We start from the raw sequence: 19,416 nt of genomic DNA on the forward strand, positions 1-19,416 counted from the left end.
CGCCCGCCCTGACGGGGGCACCCGCTCGACCGGGTGGTCCACCTGCCTGACGAGCGGTTCCGCGCAGCGGCCCCATCCTGCCCCGCCGGGCTCGGTCCCATCCGGTCCACCGAGCCGATCAAGCCGTCCGTGTCACGGGGCCGGTCGGCCCCGGCAGTCCCATCGCGTCGGCCAGGGCCTCCATCTCGGCCCTGAGGAGCGTGCCGGGGCGGTGCCCCATCCCCCCGAACAGGCCCTGCACTTCGAGGCTGACGATCCCGTGCAGCCGGGCCCACGCCGTCACCGTGCCGGCGAGGGCCGTCGCCGGATCGACGTCAGGGGCCCAGGCCTTGACCCACTCCTCGACGGCCGGGGTCCCGTTCAGCCAGAACCTCATCTCCGCGCGCAGTTCGAGGGCGGCGCCCGCGCAGTCCCCCTGCCCGAGCACGCCGAGCAGCGGGCCGAGCACCGCGCGGGCCCGGTCGGTGGTCTCCGGAGGCGCCTGGTAGCCGGGGGACGGCGTACCGGCCAGGAGCTGGTAGACGTGCGGCGCCCCGATCGCCCACGCGCGCAGCGCCGTGCCGAGGGCGAGGAGCCGCTCCCGGGGCGGGGCGTCGGCCGCACGCTCGGCGGCCTCGCGCATGGCGGAGGCCGCCGCGTCGTAGCCGTCGCAGATCAGCTCGGTGAGGAGGTCGTCGCGGTTGCGGAAGTACTTGTAGAGGGCGGGGCCGGTGAGGCCGAGCCCCTTGGCGACGGCGTTGAGGCTGAGCGCGGGCGCGCCGCCCGCGCGGATCTGCTCCAGGGCGGCCGCCTTGATCTCGCCGCGCACCTGGTCGCGGTAGCGCTGGCGCGGCGTCGAGGGGGCGGTGGGGGGTGAGGTGCTGCTGTCGGCTGCCACGGCGGTGGCTCCTTTCCCTGTCTCTCGACCATCACTTCAGTTAGAGACTCTAACTCTAGAGAGAGGGGTTGACAGCCCCTCGAAGGAAGGCCATTCTCTAGTTAGAGCTTCTAACCACAGCAAGAAGCGCTATCACCTGAGAGAGGCAAAGCCATGCGCGAGACGCACACGATCGAGAACCAGCCGACGACGACCGCGGAGGCGGCGGCTCCGGAGGCCCCGGAGGCCATGACTACGGCGCCCACTGCCGGGACCGTCGCCACCGAGATCGTCCTGCCCGGCGTCGTCGAGCCCGACGGCCTGGAGGTCCGGCACGTCGCCGCCCCCACCCCCGGCCCGGGCGAGGTGCTGCTCGCGATGGAGGCCACCGGCGTCTCGTTCGCGGAGCAGCAGATGCGGCGCGGGAAGTACTACGACCAGCCGCCGTTCCCGTTCGTGCCGGGGTACGACCTGGTCGGGCGGGTGGCGGCGACCGGCAAGGGGGTCGACCCCGCGCTGGCCGGGCGGCGGTTCGCGGCGCTGACCAAGACCGGCGGCTGGGCGAGCCACGTCGTCGTGGCGGCCGCGGACCTCGTCGAGGTGCCGGACTCCGTGTCGTCGGCGGATGCCGAGACGCTGGTCGTGAACGGCATCACGGCCTGGCAGATGCTGCACCGCACGGCCAAGGTCGAGGCGGGCGACACCGTCGTCGTGCTCGGCGCGAACGGCGGCGTCGGCTCCGCCCTCGTCCAGCTGGCGCAGATCGCCGGCGTGCGGGTGATCGGCACGGCATCGCGGCGCCACCACGACCAGCTCCGCGCGCTCGGCGTCACCCCCGTCGACTACCGGGACCCGGACCTGTACGGGCGGCTGCGCGGGCTCGCGCCGCAGGGCGTGGCGGCGGTCTTCGACCACGTCGGCGGCGAGGGCGTCGTGGACTCCTTCCGGCTGCTCGCCCCGGGCGGCACGCTCGTGTCGTACGGCACCGCGTCCACCCGCGACGCCGCCGGGTCCTCCAAGGCCCCCGTCCTGAAGCTCTTCGCCCGCCTCGCCCTGTGGAACGCGCTGCCCAACTCGCGCCACGCGCACTTCTTCAACATCTGGGCCGGGCGGCGCCGCGTCGACGCCTTCCGCGCCCGGCTCGGCGCCGACCTCGGGCAGGTCTTCGCGCTCCTCGCGGAAGGCAGGCTCAAGCCGCAGGTCGCCGCGCGGATCCCGCTGTCGCGGGCGGCCGACGCGATGCGGCTCGCGGAGTCCGGCACGGTCGCGGGCAAGGTCGTCCTCGTACCGGACGAGGTGCGGGACGAGGTGCGGGACGAGGCGCGGGACGACGTACGGAACGAGGCGCGGGACGATCAGTCCGGGCGATGAGACGGTCAGTCCGGGCGATGAGAGGCCGCGGACGAGGCCGGAGGCCGAGCCCCGGCGGCGTCCGGCAGGCCCCCGCCGCCGGGCGGACCGTGCCTCCGGCGGCGGTCGGCGCGGGCGGTGACCGCGAGGGCCGCCACGGTCAGCGCGGACAGCAGGCCCCAGACCACGGTGAAGCTGCCCGTCAGGTCCCGGAGCAGGCCGAGCGCGGGCGGCATGAGGACGATGGCGACCTGGTTTCCGGACATGGCGAGGCCGAGGGTGAACCCGGTCCGGCCCGCGGGGGCCGACTCGGTCACGTAGGCGACCCACGGCCCGTACCAGCCGTAGCCGAAGAAGCCGAGCCAGACGAGGACACCGCAGGCCAGGGCGGGCGAGCGGCCCAGCGGAGTCATCAGGACCAGCATCCCCGCGACGACGCCGACCATGCAGAGGGCGATGGTGCCGTGCCGACCGGAGCGACTCCGGTCGCTGCGCACGGCGAGGGCGATCCGGCCGACCACGCCCGCACCCTGGGCGGCCACCAGGACCAGGGCCGCCGTCCCGGCTCCGACCGAGGCCGCCTCGTGCAGGTGCAGGACGGTCAGGACACCCACCGCGTACTGCACCGAGATCAAGGTCGTCCCGGACAGCACGATCTTCGCCATGGAGGGTGTGCGGAGCAGCCGCAGCCGGTCGGCGAGTCGCGCGGAGAGCGGGGCGGACGGCTCCTTGAGCGGGGGCGCGGGCAGCGGGGGCGCGGGCAAAGGGGGCGAGGCCGAGGAGCCGGACAGGGTGGACGGGACGGACGGCGGGCGCCGGTAGCCGCCCATGAAGACACCGGCCCCGAGCAGCGCCACGAACCCCCCGGCCACCAGCGTCGCGCGCCAGCCGTGGGCCTCCGCGAGGAGCGGCAGCACGGCCGAGGCGAGCGCGGCGCCCAACGGCAGGCCCGCCTGGCGCACCCCCATCGCGAATCCGCGCCGGGATGTGTCGAACCAGGACGCCACCGACTTGCTGCCGCCGGGCTGGACGGTGCTGTAGCCCGCCCCGACGACCAACAGGACGCAGAGCAGGGGGACATAGCCGGGCGCGGCGCTCCCCGCGCCCAGGGCCACGGCCACCACGCAGGCGCCGATGCCGACGACCCAGCGTTCGTTGTAGCGGTCGAGGAGCTCACCGGCCACCAACAGGCCTACCAGTGGGACCAGTTGGGACGCCGAGACCAGCATTCCGAGCTGGGCGGTGCTGAGGTCCAGGTCGCGTTGCAGGTGGATGCCCAGGGCGCCGATGCCCTGCACGAAGAAGCCGGCGGCGGCTTGCGTGAAGGTGGCGATGCCGAGGACGGCCCACCGGTAGCGCCACGGATCCCGGTCCCCCGCGGCTGGGCCTGTGCCCCTCGTACGTCTGTCCCTCGCACGTCGTCGCATGCCGATCAGGCTGCTGTAATGGTCTTGTGCATCTCAACCCTTACGGCGCGGACGTCGTGAACCTGGCCGCGGATCTGGCCAACCGGCGCCCGACGACCGCCGCGGAGCTCGCGGACCGCTGCCACGCGGCCGGTCTCGCCCTGGAGCGGCCGGTCGTGCCGCAGGACCTGGACCGCGCCCTGGAGGCGCTGACGGCGTGGGAGGAGGTCGTCGACGCCGCCGACGAGGAGGCTCGCGCCGAGCTGCTCAACCGCATGCTCGCGGCGGCCACCACCCACCCCCGCCTGACCGACCACGCCGGCACGGGCTGGCATCTGCACTACCGGGACGACGAACAGCCGCTCGGTCCGCTGCTGTTCGCGCTGATCTCCGTGGGCACGGCGCTGCACCTGACAGGTCGGGGCATGCACCGGCTGCGGCGGTGCACCGTCACGGAGTGCACCACGATCTTCGCCGACACCTCCCGCACCGGACGGCAGCGCTACTGCTCGCAGCGGTGCGCCAACCGGGACGCGGTACGCCGCCACCGGGCGCGCGCCCTCTCCTGAACCGCGCGGGCGCGCACCGCACCGTGCACGGGCGGCGCCCACGCCCACCTGCCTCGCACCGGCCCCGGCCGCCCCCTCCCGCCCCCTCAACTCCCGTCAATACAGGACGCTTTCAGACATTCGTCCGAAAGTTTCGTCCGGGGTACTCCGTCGCGCCGATCTTCTGGTGAGGATCGACGGAGCCGTCCGGGGCAGGTGCCGGACGGAGAACCCTGATCAGGGAGGAACTTTGGCATCACTTCCCCCGGCTCCCGGGAAGCGCCGCCCCGGCACCCCCACGCCCCCCGAACAGCTGCTCTTCGGCGGGCGGTTACGCGGTTCATGGGGCTGGACCGCACACGAACTGGCGCGCCTCAACGCGTCGTTCCTGTCGATCCTGCGGCAGATCCCCCGCCTCTTCCGGCACACCGTGACGCTGGGCTGGCGCGCCGACCCGGTGGCCCTCGTGGTGGTCGCGGTGGCCCAGCTCGGCCAGGCCGCGGCGACCGCGTTCGGGCTGCTCGCCACCAACCGCGTCCTGGTGTCGCTGTTCGCCGCTGGCCCGACGGCCGACCGAGTGCGCGACGCGCTGCCGTCGCTGGTGTGGGTGGCCGCCGCCAGCGCGTTCGCGGCGACGCTGCGGGCCGTGTCGTTCGCGGCGGCGGGCCGCCTCGGGCCGAAGGTGGAGCGGGTGGCGGGGCTCTCCATGATGAAGGAGGTCATCCGGGTGGAGATGGAGCACATCGAGCGCTCCGACTTCCACGCGGTCCTCGACTCCGGACAGCACGGCCAGACCGCGGCCCGCCGTCTCATCGAGCACACCCTCGGCATCGTCGAGGCCCTGATGGCGCTGCTCGCCGTCAGCGGGGTCCTCGCCGTGCTGCACCCGGTGCTGCTTCCGCTGCTGCTCGCGGTGGTGGTGCCCAAGGCGTGGGGCACGGTGCGGGCCGCGCGGCGCACGTACGAGTCGGTGCAGATCTGGCTGGAACACGTGCGTCAGCAAGGGGCGTTGCGGCGGCTGCTCATCTCGCAGAAGGCGGCGCCGGAGCTGCGGGTGCACGGCGCGGGCCCGTTCCTGCTCGACCAGTTCGACCAGATGGCGGCACAGGCCGCGGACGAGCAGACGCGCCTCGCGCATCTGGAGGCCCGTACCGAGCTGGCCACGTCCGCCCTGTCGGGCCTGACCGCGGGCGCCACGTACGCCCTGCTCGCCTGGCTCCTGACGAACGGTCATCTGCCGCTGGCGTCGGGCGCGACCGCCGCGCTCGCGCTGACCAGCGGCACGGCGGGGCTGCGCCGCATGGTGTCGCACATCCACCACCTCTACGAACAGAGCCTGTTCATGAACGACTTGATCCGCGCCCGTGAGGAGGCCAAGAAGCGCGCCATCCCCGCGACCGGCGTCCCGGTGCCGCGGCCGCCCGCCGTGATCGAGTTCGACCGGGTGAGCTTCCGCTACCCCGAGCGCGACACCCCGGCGCTCGACAACGTGTCCCTGACCATCCGCAAGGGCCAGGTGATCGCCCTCGTCGGCGCGAACGGATCGGGCAAGACGACCCTGAGCAAACTCCTCGCGGGCCTCTATCTGCCCACGTCGGGCACCATCACCTGGGACGGCACCGACCTGTGCGCGCTGCGCCGCGAGGACGTCTTCGGCCATGTCGCGCTGGTCCTGCAGGACTTCCAGCGGTGGCCGTTCACCGCCCGCGCCAATGTCGCCATCAGCCGCCCCGCCGACATCCACGACGCGTCGCGGCTCGACGCGGCGGCCGCGTACGCGGGTGTGGACGGCGTGCTCGACGACCTGCCGCACGGCTGGGACACCCTGTGCGAGAAGGGCTACGAGGGCGGCGTCGACCTGTCCGGCGGCCAGTGGCAGCGCATCGCCCTGGCCCGCGCCTACTTCCGCGACGCCGACATCCTCATCTGCGACGAGCCGACCAGCAGCATGGACCCCGCCGCCGAGATCGACGCCTTCCGCAAGATCCGCGCGCTCGCGTCGGCCGACCAGACGATCGTCCTGGTCACGCACCGTCTGCACAGCGTCAAGGAGGCCGACGTCATCTTCGTCCTCGACGAGGGCAGACTCGTCGAGCAGGGCGACTTCGCCACGCTGATGTCGGAGGAGACACAATCCCCCGACGGACCACATCTGTTCCGGCGCCTGTTCGAGCTCCAGTCGCTCCAGTACCGCACCGACACCCTCGACGCCGTGCCCACGCAGCGCCGCAGGACCCGTGACGCTACGCCGGACCAGTCCCCGGCGGGCGGCGCAACCGGTTGAGGCGCAGCGCCAGTTGGAGCTCCAGGGCCCGGTCGGGACTGTTCCAGTCCGGGCCCAGGAGGCGTGCGGTGCGGTCGAGGCGCTGCACGACGGTGTTGACGTGGACGTGCAGCGCGTCCTTCGCGCGGGACAGGCTCGCGCCCGCCTCGAAGTAGGCGTCGAGGGTGCGGACGAGTTCGGTGCCGCGCCGGGTGTCGTAGTCGATGACGGGCCCTAGGACGCGCTGGACGTAGCCGTCGATGCCGTCGACGTCGGTGTGGTCGCCGAGGAGTACGCCGACGAAGCCCAGGTCGGACAGGCTCGCGCCCTGGCCGGTGCGGCCGAGGACGGTCAGGGCGCGCAGACAGCGCAGCGCCTCGGCGTGGACGGCGGGCAGCCGGGCGGGGCCTTCTGCGGGTCCGGCGGCGCCGCACGTCACGGGCGCCCCGACGGCCCGGCCGAGGTCGGCGGACAGACGCTCGGCGAGCGGTCCCGGCGTGGCGGTGGGCGCGAGCAGGACGACGTGGCCGCCCTGGGGTGCGGCGAGGCCGCGCAGGGTGCGGGCGCGCCGGGCGGTCTCGGTCACCAGGCGGGTGCGCAGATCGGGTTCGCAGGTCAGGACGAGGACGGAGGTCGGCTCCGCGAGGTCGACGCCGAGGCGGCGGGCGCGCAGGCAGAGGCGTCCGGCGCGGCGCGGGTCGGAGGCGTGGGCGGCGGTGAGCAGGTCGTCGAGGAGTTCGCCGCGCACCCGGTCCTCCGCCTCGGCCACGGAGCGGCGCAGGAGCAGCAGCAACGCCGTGTCCAGGCCCGCGCGTTCGAAGAGGCGCCGGTCGCTGTCGGTGAGGTCGGGGCGGCCGCTGAGCGCGATGCTGCCGAGCGGCTCGGGCCCGGCAAGCACGGCGGACACCCAGACGCCGTCGACGGCCACAGCGTGCCCGCTGGCGCGCGACGCGGCGACGCCCCGGGCGGGCGCGGTCGCCGACTCCCCGCCGACGCGGGCCAGTTCGGTGCCGTCGGCGTCCTGGACGACGAGGCCGCCGTCGAGGAGCGCGGCTATCTCGGCGGCGAGGTCGGACACGTCGCCGCCGCGAAGGACCAGGTCGGTGAGGCGGTCGTGGGTCTCGGCGGCGCGCCGCATGGCCTCGCTCTGGGCGCGGGCGGTGGCGGTCGCCGCGTTGAGTTCGACCAGGGCGGCGCGGGTCTCCTCCAGCAGGCGGGCGCTGTCGATGGCGACGGCCGCGTGGTCGGCGAGCGAGGAGAGCAGCGCGATCTGGTCGGGGGCGAAGTCGCGCGGGGTGCGGTCGGCCGCGTACAGGACGCCGATGACGCGGCTGCCGACGCGCAGGGGTACGCCGAGGATGCCGCGCAGGCCCTCCTCGCCGACGCCCGCGTCGATGACGGCGGTGTGCTTGAAGCGGGTGTCGGCGCGGTAGTCGGCGCTGGCGTAGGGCCGGGCGGTCTGCGCGACCAGACCGCCGAGGCCCTCCCCCATGCCGAGCCGCAGCTGCTGGAACTTCGCGGACGTGGAGCCGTCGGTGACCCGCATGAACGTGTCGCCCTCGGCGGGGGCGTTGAGGGTCAGGTACGCGACGTCGGTGCGCAGGAGCAGCCGGGCGCGGCGCACGATGGCGCGCAGGACCGCGTCCAGGTCGCTGAGGGCCGCGAGGTCGCCCGCGGTGTCGAAGAGCGCGGACAGCTCGGCCTCGCGGCGCCGGTGCTGGTCGAGGGTGCGGCGGATGCCGAGGGCGGTCTCGGTGGCCGCCTCGACGCGGGCCAGTTCCGCCGGGCCCGCCCCCGCGTCCCGGGCCGCGGCGGCGGCCGCGGCGAAGCTCTCGGCCGGGGCCTGCCGTCCGAGCAGGTCGAGCAGGTGCCACAGGGAGTCGGCCACGGTGTCGCCCGGGTCCTGGGGCACGGTGGTGCGGGGGCGGGCGGTTGCCATGGGTGGTGGCTGCCTTCCGAGGTGCGGTTCGTGTGCCCGGGCGCGGTTCGCGTGCCTGGGCGCGGTTCGCGTGCCTGGGCGCGGTGCGGGTGCCCGGGCGTGCGGTGCGGGTGCTCAGGACGGTTCGCCGGAGCGTACTGCCGTCTCCTCGGTGCGCGCAGCGGGTGCGGCGGGCCCTGCCGGCGCCGGGGGCGGGCCCGCCGTCGGGCTCTCGCCCGCCTCGGTGCGCAGGTCCCGGCCCCGGGTCTCGCGGGCGAGGGCCACGGTCACCGTCGTCACCACGGCGGCCAGGGACAGATAGAGGGCGACGGGCACGGAGGAGTCGTACTCCTTGAGGAGTTCCACGGCGATGATCGGGGCGAGCGCGCCCGCGACGATCGAGGCGAGCTGGGAGCCCATGGAGGCGCCGGAGTAGCGGACCTTGGTGTCGAACATCTCGGAGATGAACGCGGCCTGCGGCCCGTACATGGCGCCGTGGAACAGCAGCCCCACCGTGACCGCCGCGGTGATCACGGCGAACGACTCCGAGTCGACGAGGCCGAAGAACGCGAAGGCCCACAGCGCCATGCCCGCCGACCCGATGAGCGTCACCGGGCGCCGCCCGATCCGGTCGGAGAGGGCGCCCCAGGCCGGGATGGTGACGAAGTGCACGGCGGAGCCGATCAGGACGGCGTTGAGGGCGGTGCTCTTGGGCAGGTCGAGGTGTTTGGTGACGTACACGAGGACGAAGGAGGTGAGGACGTAGTACGAGATGTTCTCGCCGAAGCGGGTGCCGATCGCGGTGAGGACCTCCCGCCAGTTCCTGCGGAACACCTCCACCACGGGCGGCGCTTCCTTGGCCCCGTGCGCGGCGGCCGCCTCGGCCCTGGCCTGCGCCTCGAGGAAGACCGGCGACTCGGAGACGGACAGGCGGATCCACAGGCCGACCATCACCAGGACGCCGGAGAGCAGGAACGGCACGCGCCAGCCCCAGGCCTGGAAGGTGGACTCGGACTGCACGGCGGCGAGCAGCGCGAGCACACCGGTGGCCAGGAGGTTGCCGCCGGGCGCCCCGGACTGCGGCCAGGAGGCCCAGAAGCCGCGGTGCTTGTCGCCCCCGTGCTCGGAGACGATGAGCACGGCGCCGCCCCACTCCCCGCCGAGCGCGAAGCCCTGCACGAGGCGAAGGACGGTCAGGAGGACGGGCGCGCCGACGCCGATCGCGTCGTACGTGGGCAGCAGGCCCATCGCGAACGTGGCGCCGCCCATCAGGAGCAGGCTGAGCACGAGCAGCTTCTTGCGGCCGACCTTGTCGCCGAAGTGCCCGAAGACGACGCCGCCGAGCGGCCGGGCGAGGAAGCCGATGGCGTAGGTGATGAAGGCGATGAGGGTGCCGGTGAGCGGGTCGGCGGTGGGGAAGAAGATCTCGTTGAAGACGAGGGCGGCGGCGGAGCCGTAGAGGAAGAAGTCGTACCACTCGATGGTGGTGCCGACGAGGCTGGCACCGACGATCTTGCCGATGCTGCTGCGGGGACGGGCCATGGGGATCACCGGGTTTCACTCGCGGGTGGCACAGGCATGAGCGGGGTCGTGCGGGGAGGCGCGCCGGGGTCAGGTCGCCGCCCAGCCGCCGTCCATCGACAGGGACGTTCCGGTGACGAAGCCGCTGTGGGGGCCGCACAGCCACAGGACGGCCGCGGCGACCTCCTCGGGTTCGATGAGGCGCTTCACGGGTGAGCGGGCGAGCAGCACCTCGGCGACGACGGCCTCGTCGCTGATGCGGTGGGCGGCGGCCTGGTCGTGGATCTGCCCCTGCACGAGCGGGGTGCGTACGTAGCCGGGGCTGACGCAGTTGCTGGTCACGCCGTGCGGGGCGCCTTCGACGGCGGTGACCTTGCTGAGGCCCTCCAGGGCGTGCTTGGCGGCGACGTAGGCGCTCTTGTAGGCGCTGGCGCGGTGGCCGTGGACGCTGGAGATGTTGACGACACGGCCCCAGCCGCGCGCGTACATGTGCGGCAGGCTCTGCCGCAGGAGCAGGAACGGGGCGGTGACCATCACCTGTTGGATCAGCGCGAACCGGGCGGGCGGGAACTCGGCGATCGGCGCGACGTGCTGGAGTCCGGCACTGTTGACGAGGATGTCGACGTCCGCCGGCAGCGCGGCGACGGCGTCGGCGTCGGCGAGGTCGGTGGTGTGCGCGTGACCGCCTCCGGTGTCCGCGACGGCCTTGGCGGCGGCCGCGTCGATGTCGACGACGTGGAGCTCGGCGCCCGCCGCCGCGAGGGCCATGGCGCAGGCACGGCCGATGCCGCTGCCGCCGCCGGTGACGAGGGCGACGCGGCCGCTGAGGCCGACGGCGCCCGGGGCGGCCGGAGTCGGGGCGTCGGGCGTGGGGTGAGGTCCGCTGGTCATGGCCGGAAACATAGGGACGGCGCGGGACGAAGCCCATGTGGCCCGGCACCACACTCCGGCTCGACCTCATGGCGGCGCCCGCCATGGGCGCGGCACCCACCCTCGGCGGAGCGTGCCTCCCGGCGGGATCGCCGCCCTCGGCGGAGCGTGCTTCCCGGCGGGACGGTCTCCTCGGCCGCTTGCGTTCAACTCGGGTTGAACGGGAAGGGTGGCGTGCCACCGGCCGCCGCACCCGGGCGGCGTACACGGAGGTGGAACATGAGCGAATCCCTGCCCCTGACCCTGCCCCTGACCCTGTCCGAGACCGCGGTCGCGCTGCGGGACGGCACCGTGACCAGCGCCGGCCTCACCGAGGCGGCCATCGCGGCGGCCGAGCGGCACGACAGGCTGCTCGGCGTGTATCTGGCGAGGTTCGACGAGCGGGCGCGGGCGGCTGCCCGGCGCGCGGACGAGGAGTTGGCGCGCGGGTACGACCGCGGGCCGCTGCACGGGATCCCGTTCGGCGTGAAGGACACGATCGCGGTGGCCGACGGGCCGACCACCGCGCAGAGCCTCGTCCACGACCGGACCTGGTGGGCCGGGCGGGACGCCCCGGTGGTGGCCCGGCTGCGCGCGGCGGGCGCCGTGATCACCGGGAAGACGACCGCGATGGAGTTCGGCTGCGGACTCCCCGAGGAGGACGAGCCGTTCCCGTTCCCGCGCAACCCGTGGCGGCCCGACCTGTGGGCCGGGGGCTCCAGTTCGGGCTCCGCGAGCGGTGTCGCGGCGGGCCTCTTCGCGGCCGCGCTCGGCAGCGACACGGGCGGGAGCATCCGCATGCCCGCCGCGTTCTGCGGGGTCAGCGGGTTGCTGCCGACGTTCGGGCGGGTGCCGGCGACCGGGTGTGTGCCGCTCGGGTACAGCCTGGACCGGGTGGGGCCGCTGGCCCGTGGCGCGCGGGACTGCTCGGCGGTGCTGAGCGTGATCGCCGGGGGGCGGGGCGACGGCGGTGCGGGGTCCGGCGGTGGTACGGCGTCCGGCGGCAGCGGTACGACGGGCAGCGGCCGTGGCACGGCGGGCAGCGGCAGGGGCACGGCGGGCAGCGGCAGGGGCAGTCGTACGGCGGGCAGCGGCGGCCTCGTGGCCGCGGGCGGGCTCGAAGTCCCCTTCGCCGAGCCCCGGTTCGGCGGTGATCTGGCCGGGCTGCGGATCGGCGTCGTCCGCGAGCACCACTTCCCCGCCGACGGCGACCCCGCGCTGCCCGGGGTGTTCGACGCGGCCGTGTCGGTGCTCACCGGCCTCGGCGCGGACGCGGTGGAGGTGCGGCTGCCGTACTGGCGGGAGCTGATCACGACGGTGTTCGTGACGGCGGCGAGCGAGGGGCTCGCCCACCACCGCGCCGGGCTGTCCCGCCGCTGGGACGACTACGGTGTGGCCGCGCGCGGGCTCCTCGCGATGGGCGCGCTCGTGTCCGGCGCGGACTACGTCCAGGCGCAGCGCGTGCGCACGGTGGCGCAGGGGGCCGTGGACGCCCTGTTCGCGGACCTGGACGTGATCGTGTGCCCGACGGCGTCGATCGGGGCGCCCCCGTTCGACGCCCTGGCGGACGCGGCGGGCCACCAGGACCACGCGGGCGTGTTCGGCAAGGTCCACACGCCGTACTGGAATCCGCTGGCCAACCCCGTGCTCGCGGTGCCGATGGGGGTCAACGGTGCCGGGCTTCCGCTGTCGCTGCAGATCGCGGGTCCGGTGGCGGACGAGGCGACGGTCCTGCGCGTCGGGGACGCGTTCCAGGAGCGGACCGACTGGCACCGGCGCGTCCCCGATCCAGCGGCGTACCCGGCACCGGTGTCGGGCGGCCCGGTCGGCACCGCCGCGCGGGTGCGCGCATGACCGCCCGTCACGGCGAGACCGCCGACCGGCTGGACATCGGCGTCCGGGTGCGGAGCCTGCTGGCCGCCGCCGGACTGCCCGCGGGCGAGCGGGAGATCGCCGGGTTCGTGGCGGCGTACGCCGTGCAGCGCCCGGCCGTGGACGCGCTCTTCGACGTACCCGCGCCCGACGCGCGGCCCGTGCTGCGCCGGGAGGTCGTCGTGCCGCGGGACTAGGGGGCGTCGCCCAGGGGGACGGTCGCGCGGAAGTCGGGGCAGCGCTCCAGGTCGTGGCCGTGGTCGCAGGAGAGCAGATGGCCCAGGTAGGAGCGGGCGGCGTCGAGTCGGGCGATGTCGTCCTGGAGCGCGGCGATGCGGGTGTGCACGGTCTGCCGCCAGTCGGCGGCGGGGTCGTCGCGAGTGAGCAGAGTGCCGATCTCGTCGACGGACATGTGGCCGGTCTCCCGCCAGAGCTTGATCAGCGCCACGCGGTAGACCTGCTCGGTGTCGAAGTACCGCCGCCCGGAGCGCCGGTGCGGCGCCACCAGACCGCGCCGCTCCCAGTAGTGCAGCGTGGACAGCGGCAGGCCGAAGCGGTCCGCCACGTCCCGTATCGGGGTGAGGTCGTCCATGACCCCATGGTCCACCGGTGGTGCCGGTGAGGGGGCGGTGGCCCGCCCCCTCACCGACGGGGTCAGGCGGCGTTCACGGTGTTCTGCGGGGCGACCTTGCCGAGCTTGTCGACGGCCTGGTAGTAGGTCCAGGCCAGCGCGTCGCAGGAGACCTTCTTGGCACCGCTGTAGGTGGCACAGACTCGCTTCAGGTCCGCGTAGAAGGCGCTGTCGACGCGGGCCTTGTTGGCGTCGAAGCTGCCCATCTCCTTGTAGTTGCGGTAGCCGAAGTCGTGCCGGGCACAGGCCGTCTGGAACGGGAAGCCGAACGGGTTGTCCGGGGAGGAGGAGCAGTAGTCCGTGGACCAGTTGAACTTGTACGCGCTCCACGCGCCCTGGTTGTTGCGGGCCGAGACGAACGAGTTGTAGCTGCCCGCGCTGGTCTGCGTCCAGCTGCTGAGCACCTGCGCCTTGTCCGCCGGGACGGCGGACGCCGGGGCGGCCGCCAGGCCGGTCCCGAGGGTGAGGGCAGCGGCACTCACGGCCACAGCGGCGAGTCGACGACGCATGGGGATCCTCCTTGTGGGGGTCATGACACAACTCCGGGCCGGATTGCGCGGAGCCGTGGCTTTCATTGATCACCGCCGGCCTGTCGGCCGGTGGTCGTGCGCGCCGCGTGGGGGTGGCGCCCCGATGACGGGTTCTTGACGGCATCTGGCCTATACGCCATGGGACTTGGCCCCAAACCACCACGCTGACGCTGTCGGGGCACACGCGTACGCGCGTGCCTCAGGGCTGGGAGTGCTCCTGCCATACGACGGACACGACGCACTCCCCCTCCGGCGGGACGCCCACGTACTCGACGTGCCGCGCCACACCGGACGTTCTTGGTTCCCGGCACCGGCCCCGGGCGAGAGCACCCGAACCCGCCGCGAGCCGGGCCGGTTTGCGGGCCCGCAGCAGCGCCTCGCGGTCGGGCCCCTCGGACACCGCGAGGCCGAGCCCCACCGGCGCCGCCGCGAGCGCGAGCACGACGAGGTCGCCGTGCGCCGCGGTGGCGACGAACAGGGGCGGCCTGCCCCGCGCGCTCGCCGTCCGCCCGTGGTCGGCGCCGCAGTGCGGGCAGGGGCCCGCGTCCACGGCGATGCCCTGCGGCGCCGCCCCCAGACACGAGGCCAGGAGCAGCCGCAGTCCGGCGCGTTCGGCCACGTATCGCAGCCGCTCCGCCGGATCCCCGGGCAGCCGGGCGCGTTCGCCGGCGCTCAGGGTGTCCTCTCGGGCGGGTATGGCCGCCGGGTCCTGCGCGGACAGGAGCAGCGTGCGCAGGACGACCGTGCCGACGGGCCGGGCGACCTGGGGCAGCGCGGCGCCGAGGTCGAGGGCGGGCGCGGGCAGCGGGACCTTGGCCCGGCCCCAGCCCCCGTCGGGGTTGGTCGACGGCAACGACGGCGACAGCCGCGACCCGGCACCGTCCTCGGCCTCACTCATCGCGTCCCCCTCCGAACCGTGCCTGCCTGTGCCTGCCTGTGCCTGCCCGTACTGCCCGCGCTCGCCCGTTCCCGCCCATGCTTAAGGCCGTGCCGCGGCGATCCGCTCCACCATCGACACGAATTCACCCGTCTTGGCGTCGAATCGGGGTGAGGCCATGTAGCCCCGGGTGTCGGAGATGCTGTTGAGGCCACCGATGTAGCCCGAGCCCGTGTCGTAGTCGTAGTCGAGCAACCAGGGCGAACCGCTGGAGCCCGGCGTCATGTTCGGGCACTCGACCTGCCACATGTTCATCGGCGGCACCGTCGGCTCGATCAGGTCCTGGCAGAACTCCTGGTGCTCGCCGTCGTAGGGCGGGCCGGAGTAGCCCATGACCGACACCTGCTCGCCGGTGCGCGCGTCGGGCACGATCTGGTAGCCGCCCGCCGCGTCGAAGACGGTCTCGCCCTTGGCGTTGTCGTTGGTGATGACCAGGCCGTAGTCGTGCTCCCAGTCCGGCTTCGCGCCGCTGCTCCACAGCGCCGAGGTGGCGACGTTCCAGGCGGTGAACCGGCCGAACGGCTCGCTGCCGCCCTCGCGCGCCGGGATGAACACGACGTTCTTCGTCCAACTGCCGCCCGGCCCCTCGTGGAGGCAGTGCGCCGCGGTCAGGACGAGGATCTCCGAGTCGCTGTCGACCGCGGTGGCGGTGCAGTGGTCGGGCTTGCCGTCGGCGTGCTCGAACACGAGCTTGCCGACGGCGGTGGAGTGCGTTCCCGCCGCCGCGAGGCGCGGGTCGGCGCGGTCCACGGCGGGCGCCGGGGCCTTCTTCTCGCCGGTGGCGCGGCGGACCCGCTCCGGCGTCCAGTAGTCGAGCAGGGCCCGCTCCCGCTGCGCGGCCGTGCCGCCCTCGGCGCCGGGTACGTCGACGACGGCCGCCCTGCTGACCACGCCGGGGGTGTCGTCCGCCGCCTGCGCGGGCGTGGCCGCGGCGAGCCCGGCGGCGGAAACGGTCAGGGCGACGAGCAGGGTCCGGACCCGGCCGAGCCGGAAGCGCCCGGCTCTGTCCTGTCCGCCGGACACGGGTGAGTCCTCAGACACAGTTGAGCTCCTTTCGTGGCGCGCCCTGGGTGAAGCGCTCCGCGGAGAGGGCCGAGACGTCGACGAACGGCCGTCGTCCCAGGTAGAGATCGCGGACGACCTCGCCGACCGCGGGCCCCTGAAGGAAGCCGTGGCCGGAGAAGCCGGTCGCGTACAGGAAGCGGCCGGGGCCCGGGGCCTCGCCGATGAGCGCGTTGTGGTCGGGGGTGACCTCGTAGAGTCCGGCCCAGCCCGTGACGACCTCGGCCTCGGTGAGCCGGGGCGCGCGCAGGGCCATCGCCTCGGACAGGCGGGGCAGCCAGGCGTCCGAGCGGGACAGGTCGAACCCGGAGGGCTCGTCGGGGTCGGACATGCCGAGCAGCACGCCCCGGCCCTCGCCGTGGAAGTAGAAGCTGGTGGCGAAGTCGATGGTCATGGGTACGCGCTCGGGCCGGTCCTGCACCGGTCCCGTCACCAGGACCTGCCGCCGGTAGGGCCGCACGGGCAGGTCGACCCCGGCCATCGCGCCGAGCGTCGCCGACCAGGCCCCGGCCGCGCAGATCACGGTGCCGGCCGTGACCGTGCCGCGTCCGGTGACCACGGTGGTGGCCCCGGAGAGCCCCGCCGCCCGCTCCATGCCGATGACTTGACAGTTCGTCAGGAGTCGGGCGCCGTAGCGCCGGGCGCCGACCGCGTAGCCGAGGACCACCGACTCCGGCGCGCAGTAGCCGTCGTCGGGCGAGTACGCCGCGGCGAGCAGGCCGTCCGTGGAGATCAGCGGGGACAGCGCGCGGGCCTCGGCCGGGTCGAGCATCCGGCTCGGCACGCCCAACTCGTTCTGGACGGCCACGTTCCGCTCGAAGGCCGCCACGTCCTCGGGCCGGGAGAGCAGGAACAGATAGCCCTCCCGGTGCAGGTCGATCTCCTGGCCGGGACGGGTGCCGAAGTTCTGGAACAGCTCCAGGCTGCGGGCACCCAGCTGGATGTTGACGGCGTCCGAGAACTGTCCCCGGATGCCGCCCGCCGCCTTGCTCGTGGAACCCGAGCCCAGCGTGTCCCGCTCCAGGAGGACCACGTCACGGACCCCGGCCTCGGCCAGGTGGAAGGCGATGCTGGTGCCCATCACCCCGCCGCCGACGATCACCACGTCGGCGGCGGGCGGCAGCTCCGCCGCGGGTACTCGCGCCCCCATCAGCCCGCCAGCTCGGCGGCGCCGTCGGGCAGGAAGGCGGGCATGTGGCGCGGCAGCTGCCCCCAGACGCGGGGCGTGAAGAAGTGCCCGCCCGGCAGCAGGGACCGGGTGAACGGGCCCTCCGTCAGCTCCTCCCAGCCGTCGTGGGCGGGCGTCACCTCGTCCTCGCCGACCATGAGGTGGATGCCCGCGCGCAGCCGGGGCTCGCGCCGGAACTCGTAGGCGGCGTACGCCTCCATGTCCATGCGCAGCAGGTCCACGGCCATGGCGAGCAGGTCGGGGTCGTCGACGACCGACTGCGGCAGGCCGCCGCCCTCCTCCAGGGACGCGGCCAGCTCCTCGTCGGACGCGGTCGCCAGCTTGGCCGAGCGGACGCCCGTCCAGTGCTGTGGCGCGATGTGCCCGGACAGGATCAGGCTCTCGGGGCCCTGGGCGCCCCGCTCCTGGAGCAGTCGCGCGGTCTCGAACGCGAGCAGGGCGCCCATGCTGTGGCCGTAGAGGACGTACGGGGCGCGCACCTCGGTGGCGACGGCGTCGGCGCAGTCCGCGACGAAGCCGTCCCAGCCGCCGGTGATCTCGTCCGCGTACCGGTACTCGCGGCCCGGGTAGCACAGGGTGCGCAGCTCCACCTCCAGCGGAAGGAGCCTGGCCCAGGGCCGGAAGCCGACGGTGCCGCCACCGGCGAAGCCCATGCAGACGAGCCGGCGCGCCGCCCAGGGGCGTGGCTGCGGTCGGGCGATGCGGTTCATGCGTGGTCCTCCGCCGTGATCTCCTTCAGGACGGCGCGCAGCGCGCTGATCCCGAGGTCAAGCTCGGCCTCGGTCACCGACAGCGGCGGCCGCCAGCGCAGCTCGCGCTCGCCCGAGCCGAGGAAGATCACTCCGTGGGAGCCGTACGCGCGCTGCAGGACCCGGTCGCGCAGGGCGCCGTCGGTGAGCGTGATCGCGCACATCAGGCCGCGGCCGCGCGGGTCGGAGACCAGCTCGGGGAACTCGGCGGCGATCTCGCGGAGCTGGCCGACCAGGTGGGCGCCGGTGCGGGCCGCGTTCTCGAAGAGGTTCTCGTCGCGGACGACCTGGATGATCCGGGTGGCCCGGATCATGTCGACCAGGTTGCCGCCCCAGGTGGAGCTGAGCCTGCTCGACGTACGGAAGGCGTTGCCCTCCACCTCCAGGACCCGGCGCCCGCCGATGACACCGCACACCTGGGTCTTCTTGCCGAAGGCGATCACGTCGGGGCGCAGCCCGAGCGCCTCGCTGGCCCAGCGCTCGCCGGTGATCCCGAAGCCGCTCTGCACCTCGTCGGCGACGAACAGGGCGTCGTTCTCGTGGCACAGCTCCGCCATCGCCTTGAGGAACTGCGGCCGCAGGTGGCGGTCGCCGCCCTCGCCCTGGACGGGCTCGAAGACGAAGCACGCGATCTCGTCGGCGTACCGGTAGAAGGCCGCCGCGGCGGCGTCCAGGGCGGCCTGCTCCTCGGCGAACAGCTCCGGCTCGTCCCAGCGGCTCATGTCGTTGACGGCCGGGCTCGGGATGCGCGGCCAGTCGAAGACGGGGAAGTCGCGGATCTTCGACGGGTCGGTGTTCGTCAGGGACATCGTGTAGCCGCTGCGGCCGTGGAAGGCGCGCTCCAGGTGCATGGCCCGCGAGCCGCGCACGGCGACGCCGCGGGCGGCGTTGTGCTGCGTTTTCCAGTCGAAGGCGACCTTCAGGGCGTTCTCGACGGCGAGCGCGCCGCCGTCGATGAAGAAGAGGTACGGCATGTCGTCGGAGCCCAGCAGGCCGAGGAACTCCTCGACGAACCGGGCCTGTTCGCGGGTGCCGTAGTCGGGGTTGGCGGGCTTCATCCGGGCCGCGGCGAGGAACGCGTCGTCGAGTTCCGCGTCGCCGTGCAGGGCCGGATGGTTGTGTCCGAGCGGCGCCGATGCGTAGAACATCGACATGTCCAGGTAGCGGGAGCCGTCCCGCTCGTCCACCAGCCAGCAGCCCTGGCTGTTGCGGACGTCCAGAATGATGTCACCGAAGTCCCCGCTGACGTGGTCGCGCAGCAGGTCGATCCCGGCCTGGCTCATGGCTGTCCCCTTGTCCTGTGACGTGGCGTGTGACTGGTGTGGCGTGGCGTGTGCCTGGCGTGGTGCTGTCTCGTGCGGTGCCGCATGGCGCGGCGCTGTCTCGTGCGGTGGTGTCTCGTGCGGTGCGTGGCCGTTCACGGGTCGCGGGCCGGACGGGCCGTCAGGCCCGGGCCGTCTGCTGGCGCGTGCGCACGCTGCGCGGCCGGATGTCCGTCCAGACGCGGTCGATGTGCGCGACGCACTCCTCGCGGGTGCCGCTGGTGCCCTCGCGGTGCCAGCCGAGGGGCAGTTCGCGGTCGGCCTCCCAGAGGGAGTACTGCTCCTCGTCGTTGCGGACGACGTCGTAGCGGGGCGCTTCGGACATGGCTGTCTCCTTGAGCGTGGTGAGGCGG

General features: G+C 73.9%; 18 protein-coding genes. 5 read left to right on the forward strand and 13 right to left on the reverse strand.

The genetic code is table 11. The features are described from left to right. Positions 1–118: 118 nt before the first annotated feature. Positions 119–877: a TetR/AcrR family transcriptional regulator gene (locus tag ACFVHO_RS15300; RefSeq protein ID WP_385713706.1), complete on the reverse strand. Its 759-nt coding sequence runs from the start codon at positions 875–877 to the stop codon at positions 119–121. A 228-nt stretch (positions 878–1,105) separates the two neighbouring features. On the opposite strand from ACFVHO_RS15300, the gene ACFVHO_RS15305 reads away from it, so the two are divergent. Beyond that, positions 1,106–2,227 carry a medium chain dehydrogenase/reductase family protein gene (locus ACFVHO_RS15305; RefSeq protein WP_385713889.1) on the forward strand — a complete coding sequence of 374 codons (1,122 nt, stop codon included), beginning with the start codon at positions 1,106–1,108 and terminating at the stop codon, positions 2,225–2,227. Positions 2,228–2,232: 5 nt separating this feature from the next. On the opposite strand, the gene ACFVHO_RS15310 is transcribed toward ACFVHO_RS15305, so the two are convergent. After that, positions 2,233–3,633, reverse strand: coding sequence for an MFS transporter (locus ACFVHO_RS15310; RefSeq protein ID WP_385713708.1), 1,401 nt, complete (start codon positions 3,631–3,633; stop codon positions 2,233–2,235). Positions 3,634–3,659: 26 nt separating this feature from the next. Here ACFVHO_RS15310 and ACFVHO_RS15315 point away from each other — a divergent pair, with 26 nt between their 5' ends. Both ACFVHO_RS15315 and ACFVHO_RS15320 read left to right on the forward strand, forming a co-directional pair. Next, complete coding sequence (locus tag ACFVHO_RS15315) at positions 3,660–4,181, forward strand: CGNR zinc finger domain-containing protein (RefSeq protein WP_385713710.1); 522 nt, start codon at positions 3,660–3,662, stop codon at positions 4,179–4,181. A 229-nt stretch (positions 4,182–4,410) separates the two neighbouring features. Then, on the forward strand, positions 4,411–6,444 hold the full coding sequence (locus tag ACFVHO_RS15320) for an ABC transporter ATP-binding protein (protein WP_385713712.1): 2,034 nt from the start codon (positions 4,411–4,413) through the stop codon (positions 6,442–6,444). Here ACFVHO_RS15320 and ACFVHO_RS15325 read toward each other — a convergent pair. The 3 genes from ACFVHO_RS15325 to ACFVHO_RS15335 all read right to left on the reverse strand — a co-directional run bounded on the left by ACFVHO_RS15325 (position 6,404) and on the right by ACFVHO_RS15335 (position 10,753). After that, a complete protein-coding gene (locus ACFVHO_RS15325; RefSeq protein ID WP_385713714.1) occupies positions 6,404–8,362 on the reverse strand; it encodes a helix-turn-helix domain-containing protein in 1,959 nt (652 codons plus the stop codon). The genes ACFVHO_RS15320 and ACFVHO_RS15325 overlap by 41 nt on opposite strands. A 114-nt stretch (positions 8,363–8,476) precedes the next feature. After that, complete coding sequence (locus ACFVHO_RS15330; RefSeq protein WP_385713716.1) at positions 8,477–9,883, reverse strand: MFS transporter; 1,407 nt, start codon at positions 9,881–9,883, stop codon at positions 8,477–8,479. Between the two features lie 69 nt (positions 9,884–9,952). After that, positions 9,953–10,753: a 3-hydroxybutyrate dehydrogenase gene (locus tag ACFVHO_RS15335; protein WP_385713718.1), complete on the reverse strand. Its 801-nt coding sequence runs from the start codon at positions 10,751–10,753 to the stop codon at positions 9,953–9,955. 258 nt (positions 10,754–11,011) lie between these two features. Between ACFVHO_RS15335 and ACFVHO_RS15340 the strand changes: the two genes are divergently transcribed. Beyond that, the gene (locus ACFVHO_RS15340; RefSeq protein WP_385713720.1) at positions 11,012–12,625 is read left to right on the forward strand and encodes an amidase; all 1,614 of its coding nucleotides are present in this window, start codon (positions 11,012–11,014) and stop codon (positions 12,623–12,625) included. Next, on the forward strand, positions 12,622–12,840 hold the full coding sequence (locus tag ACFVHO_RS15345) for a hypothetical protein (protein ID WP_385713722.1): 219 nt from the start codon (positions 12,622–12,624) through the stop codon (positions 12,838–12,840). Before ACFVHO_RS15340 ends, ACFVHO_RS15345 begins: the two co-directional genes overlap by 4 nt. Here ACFVHO_RS15345 and ACFVHO_RS15350 read toward each other — a convergent pair. From ACFVHO_RS15350 to ACFVHO_RS15385, 8 genes are all read right to left on the reverse strand, one after another. Beyond that, entirely contained in the window at positions 12,837–13,235 is a 399-nt protein-coding gene (locus ACFVHO_RS15350; protein ID WP_385713723.1) for a MerR family transcriptional regulator, read from the reverse strand. The genes ACFVHO_RS15345 and ACFVHO_RS15350 overlap by 4 nt on opposite strands. Positions 13,236–13,297: 62 nt before the next feature. Next, positions 13,298–13,783, reverse strand: a complete 486-nt coding sequence (locus tag ACFVHO_RS15355; RefSeq protein WP_385713725.1) for a phospholipase — start codon at positions 13,781–13,783, stop codon at positions 13,298–13,300. A gap of 220 nt (positions 13,784–14,003) precedes the next feature. Further along, positions 14,004–14,702, reverse strand: a complete 699-nt coding sequence (locus tag ACFVHO_RS15360; RefSeq protein WP_385713727.1) for a hypothetical protein — start codon at positions 14,700–14,702, stop codon at positions 14,004–14,006. Between the two features lie 81 nt (positions 14,703–14,783). Continuing rightward, positions 14,784–15,782, reverse strand: coding sequence for a trypsin-like serine peptidase (locus ACFVHO_RS15365; protein WP_385713729.1), 999 nt, complete (start codon positions 15,780–15,782; stop codon positions 14,784–14,786). Then, the gene (locus tag ACFVHO_RS15370; protein ID WP_385713731.1) at positions 15,775–16,953 is read right to left on the reverse strand and encodes an NAD(P)/FAD-dependent oxidoreductase; all 1,179 of its coding nucleotides are present in this window, start codon (positions 16,951–16,953) and stop codon (positions 15,775–15,777) included. The genes ACFVHO_RS15365 and ACFVHO_RS15370 overlap by 8 nt, the downstream gene beginning before the upstream one ends. Then, positions 16,953–17,702 carry a thioesterase II family protein gene (locus ACFVHO_RS15375; protein ID WP_385713732.1) on the reverse strand — a complete coding sequence of 250 codons (750 nt, stop codon included), beginning with the start codon at positions 17,700–17,702 and terminating at the stop codon, positions 16,953–16,955. The genes ACFVHO_RS15370 and ACFVHO_RS15375 overlap by 1 nt, the downstream gene beginning before the upstream one ends. Further along, positions 17,699–19,024 carry an L-lysine 6-transaminase gene (gene lat, locus ACFVHO_RS15380; protein WP_385713734.1) on the reverse strand — a complete coding sequence of 442 codons (1,326 nt, stop codon included), beginning with the start codon at positions 19,022–19,024 and terminating at the stop codon, positions 17,699–17,701. Before lat ends, ACFVHO_RS15375 begins: the two co-directional genes overlap by 4 nt. A gap of 160 nt (positions 19,025–19,184) precedes the next feature. Next, on the reverse strand, positions 19,185–19,388 hold the full coding sequence (locus ACFVHO_RS15385; RefSeq protein WP_385713736.1) for an MbtH family protein: 204 nt from the start codon (positions 19,386–19,388) through the stop codon (positions 19,185–19,187). Positions 19,389–19,416 lie beyond the last annotated feature (28 nt).

The organism is Streptomyces sp. NPDC127108, assembly GCF_042677545.1.
Lineage (GTDB): Bacteria > Actinomycetota > Actinomycetes > Streptomycetales > Streptomycetaceae > Streptomyces.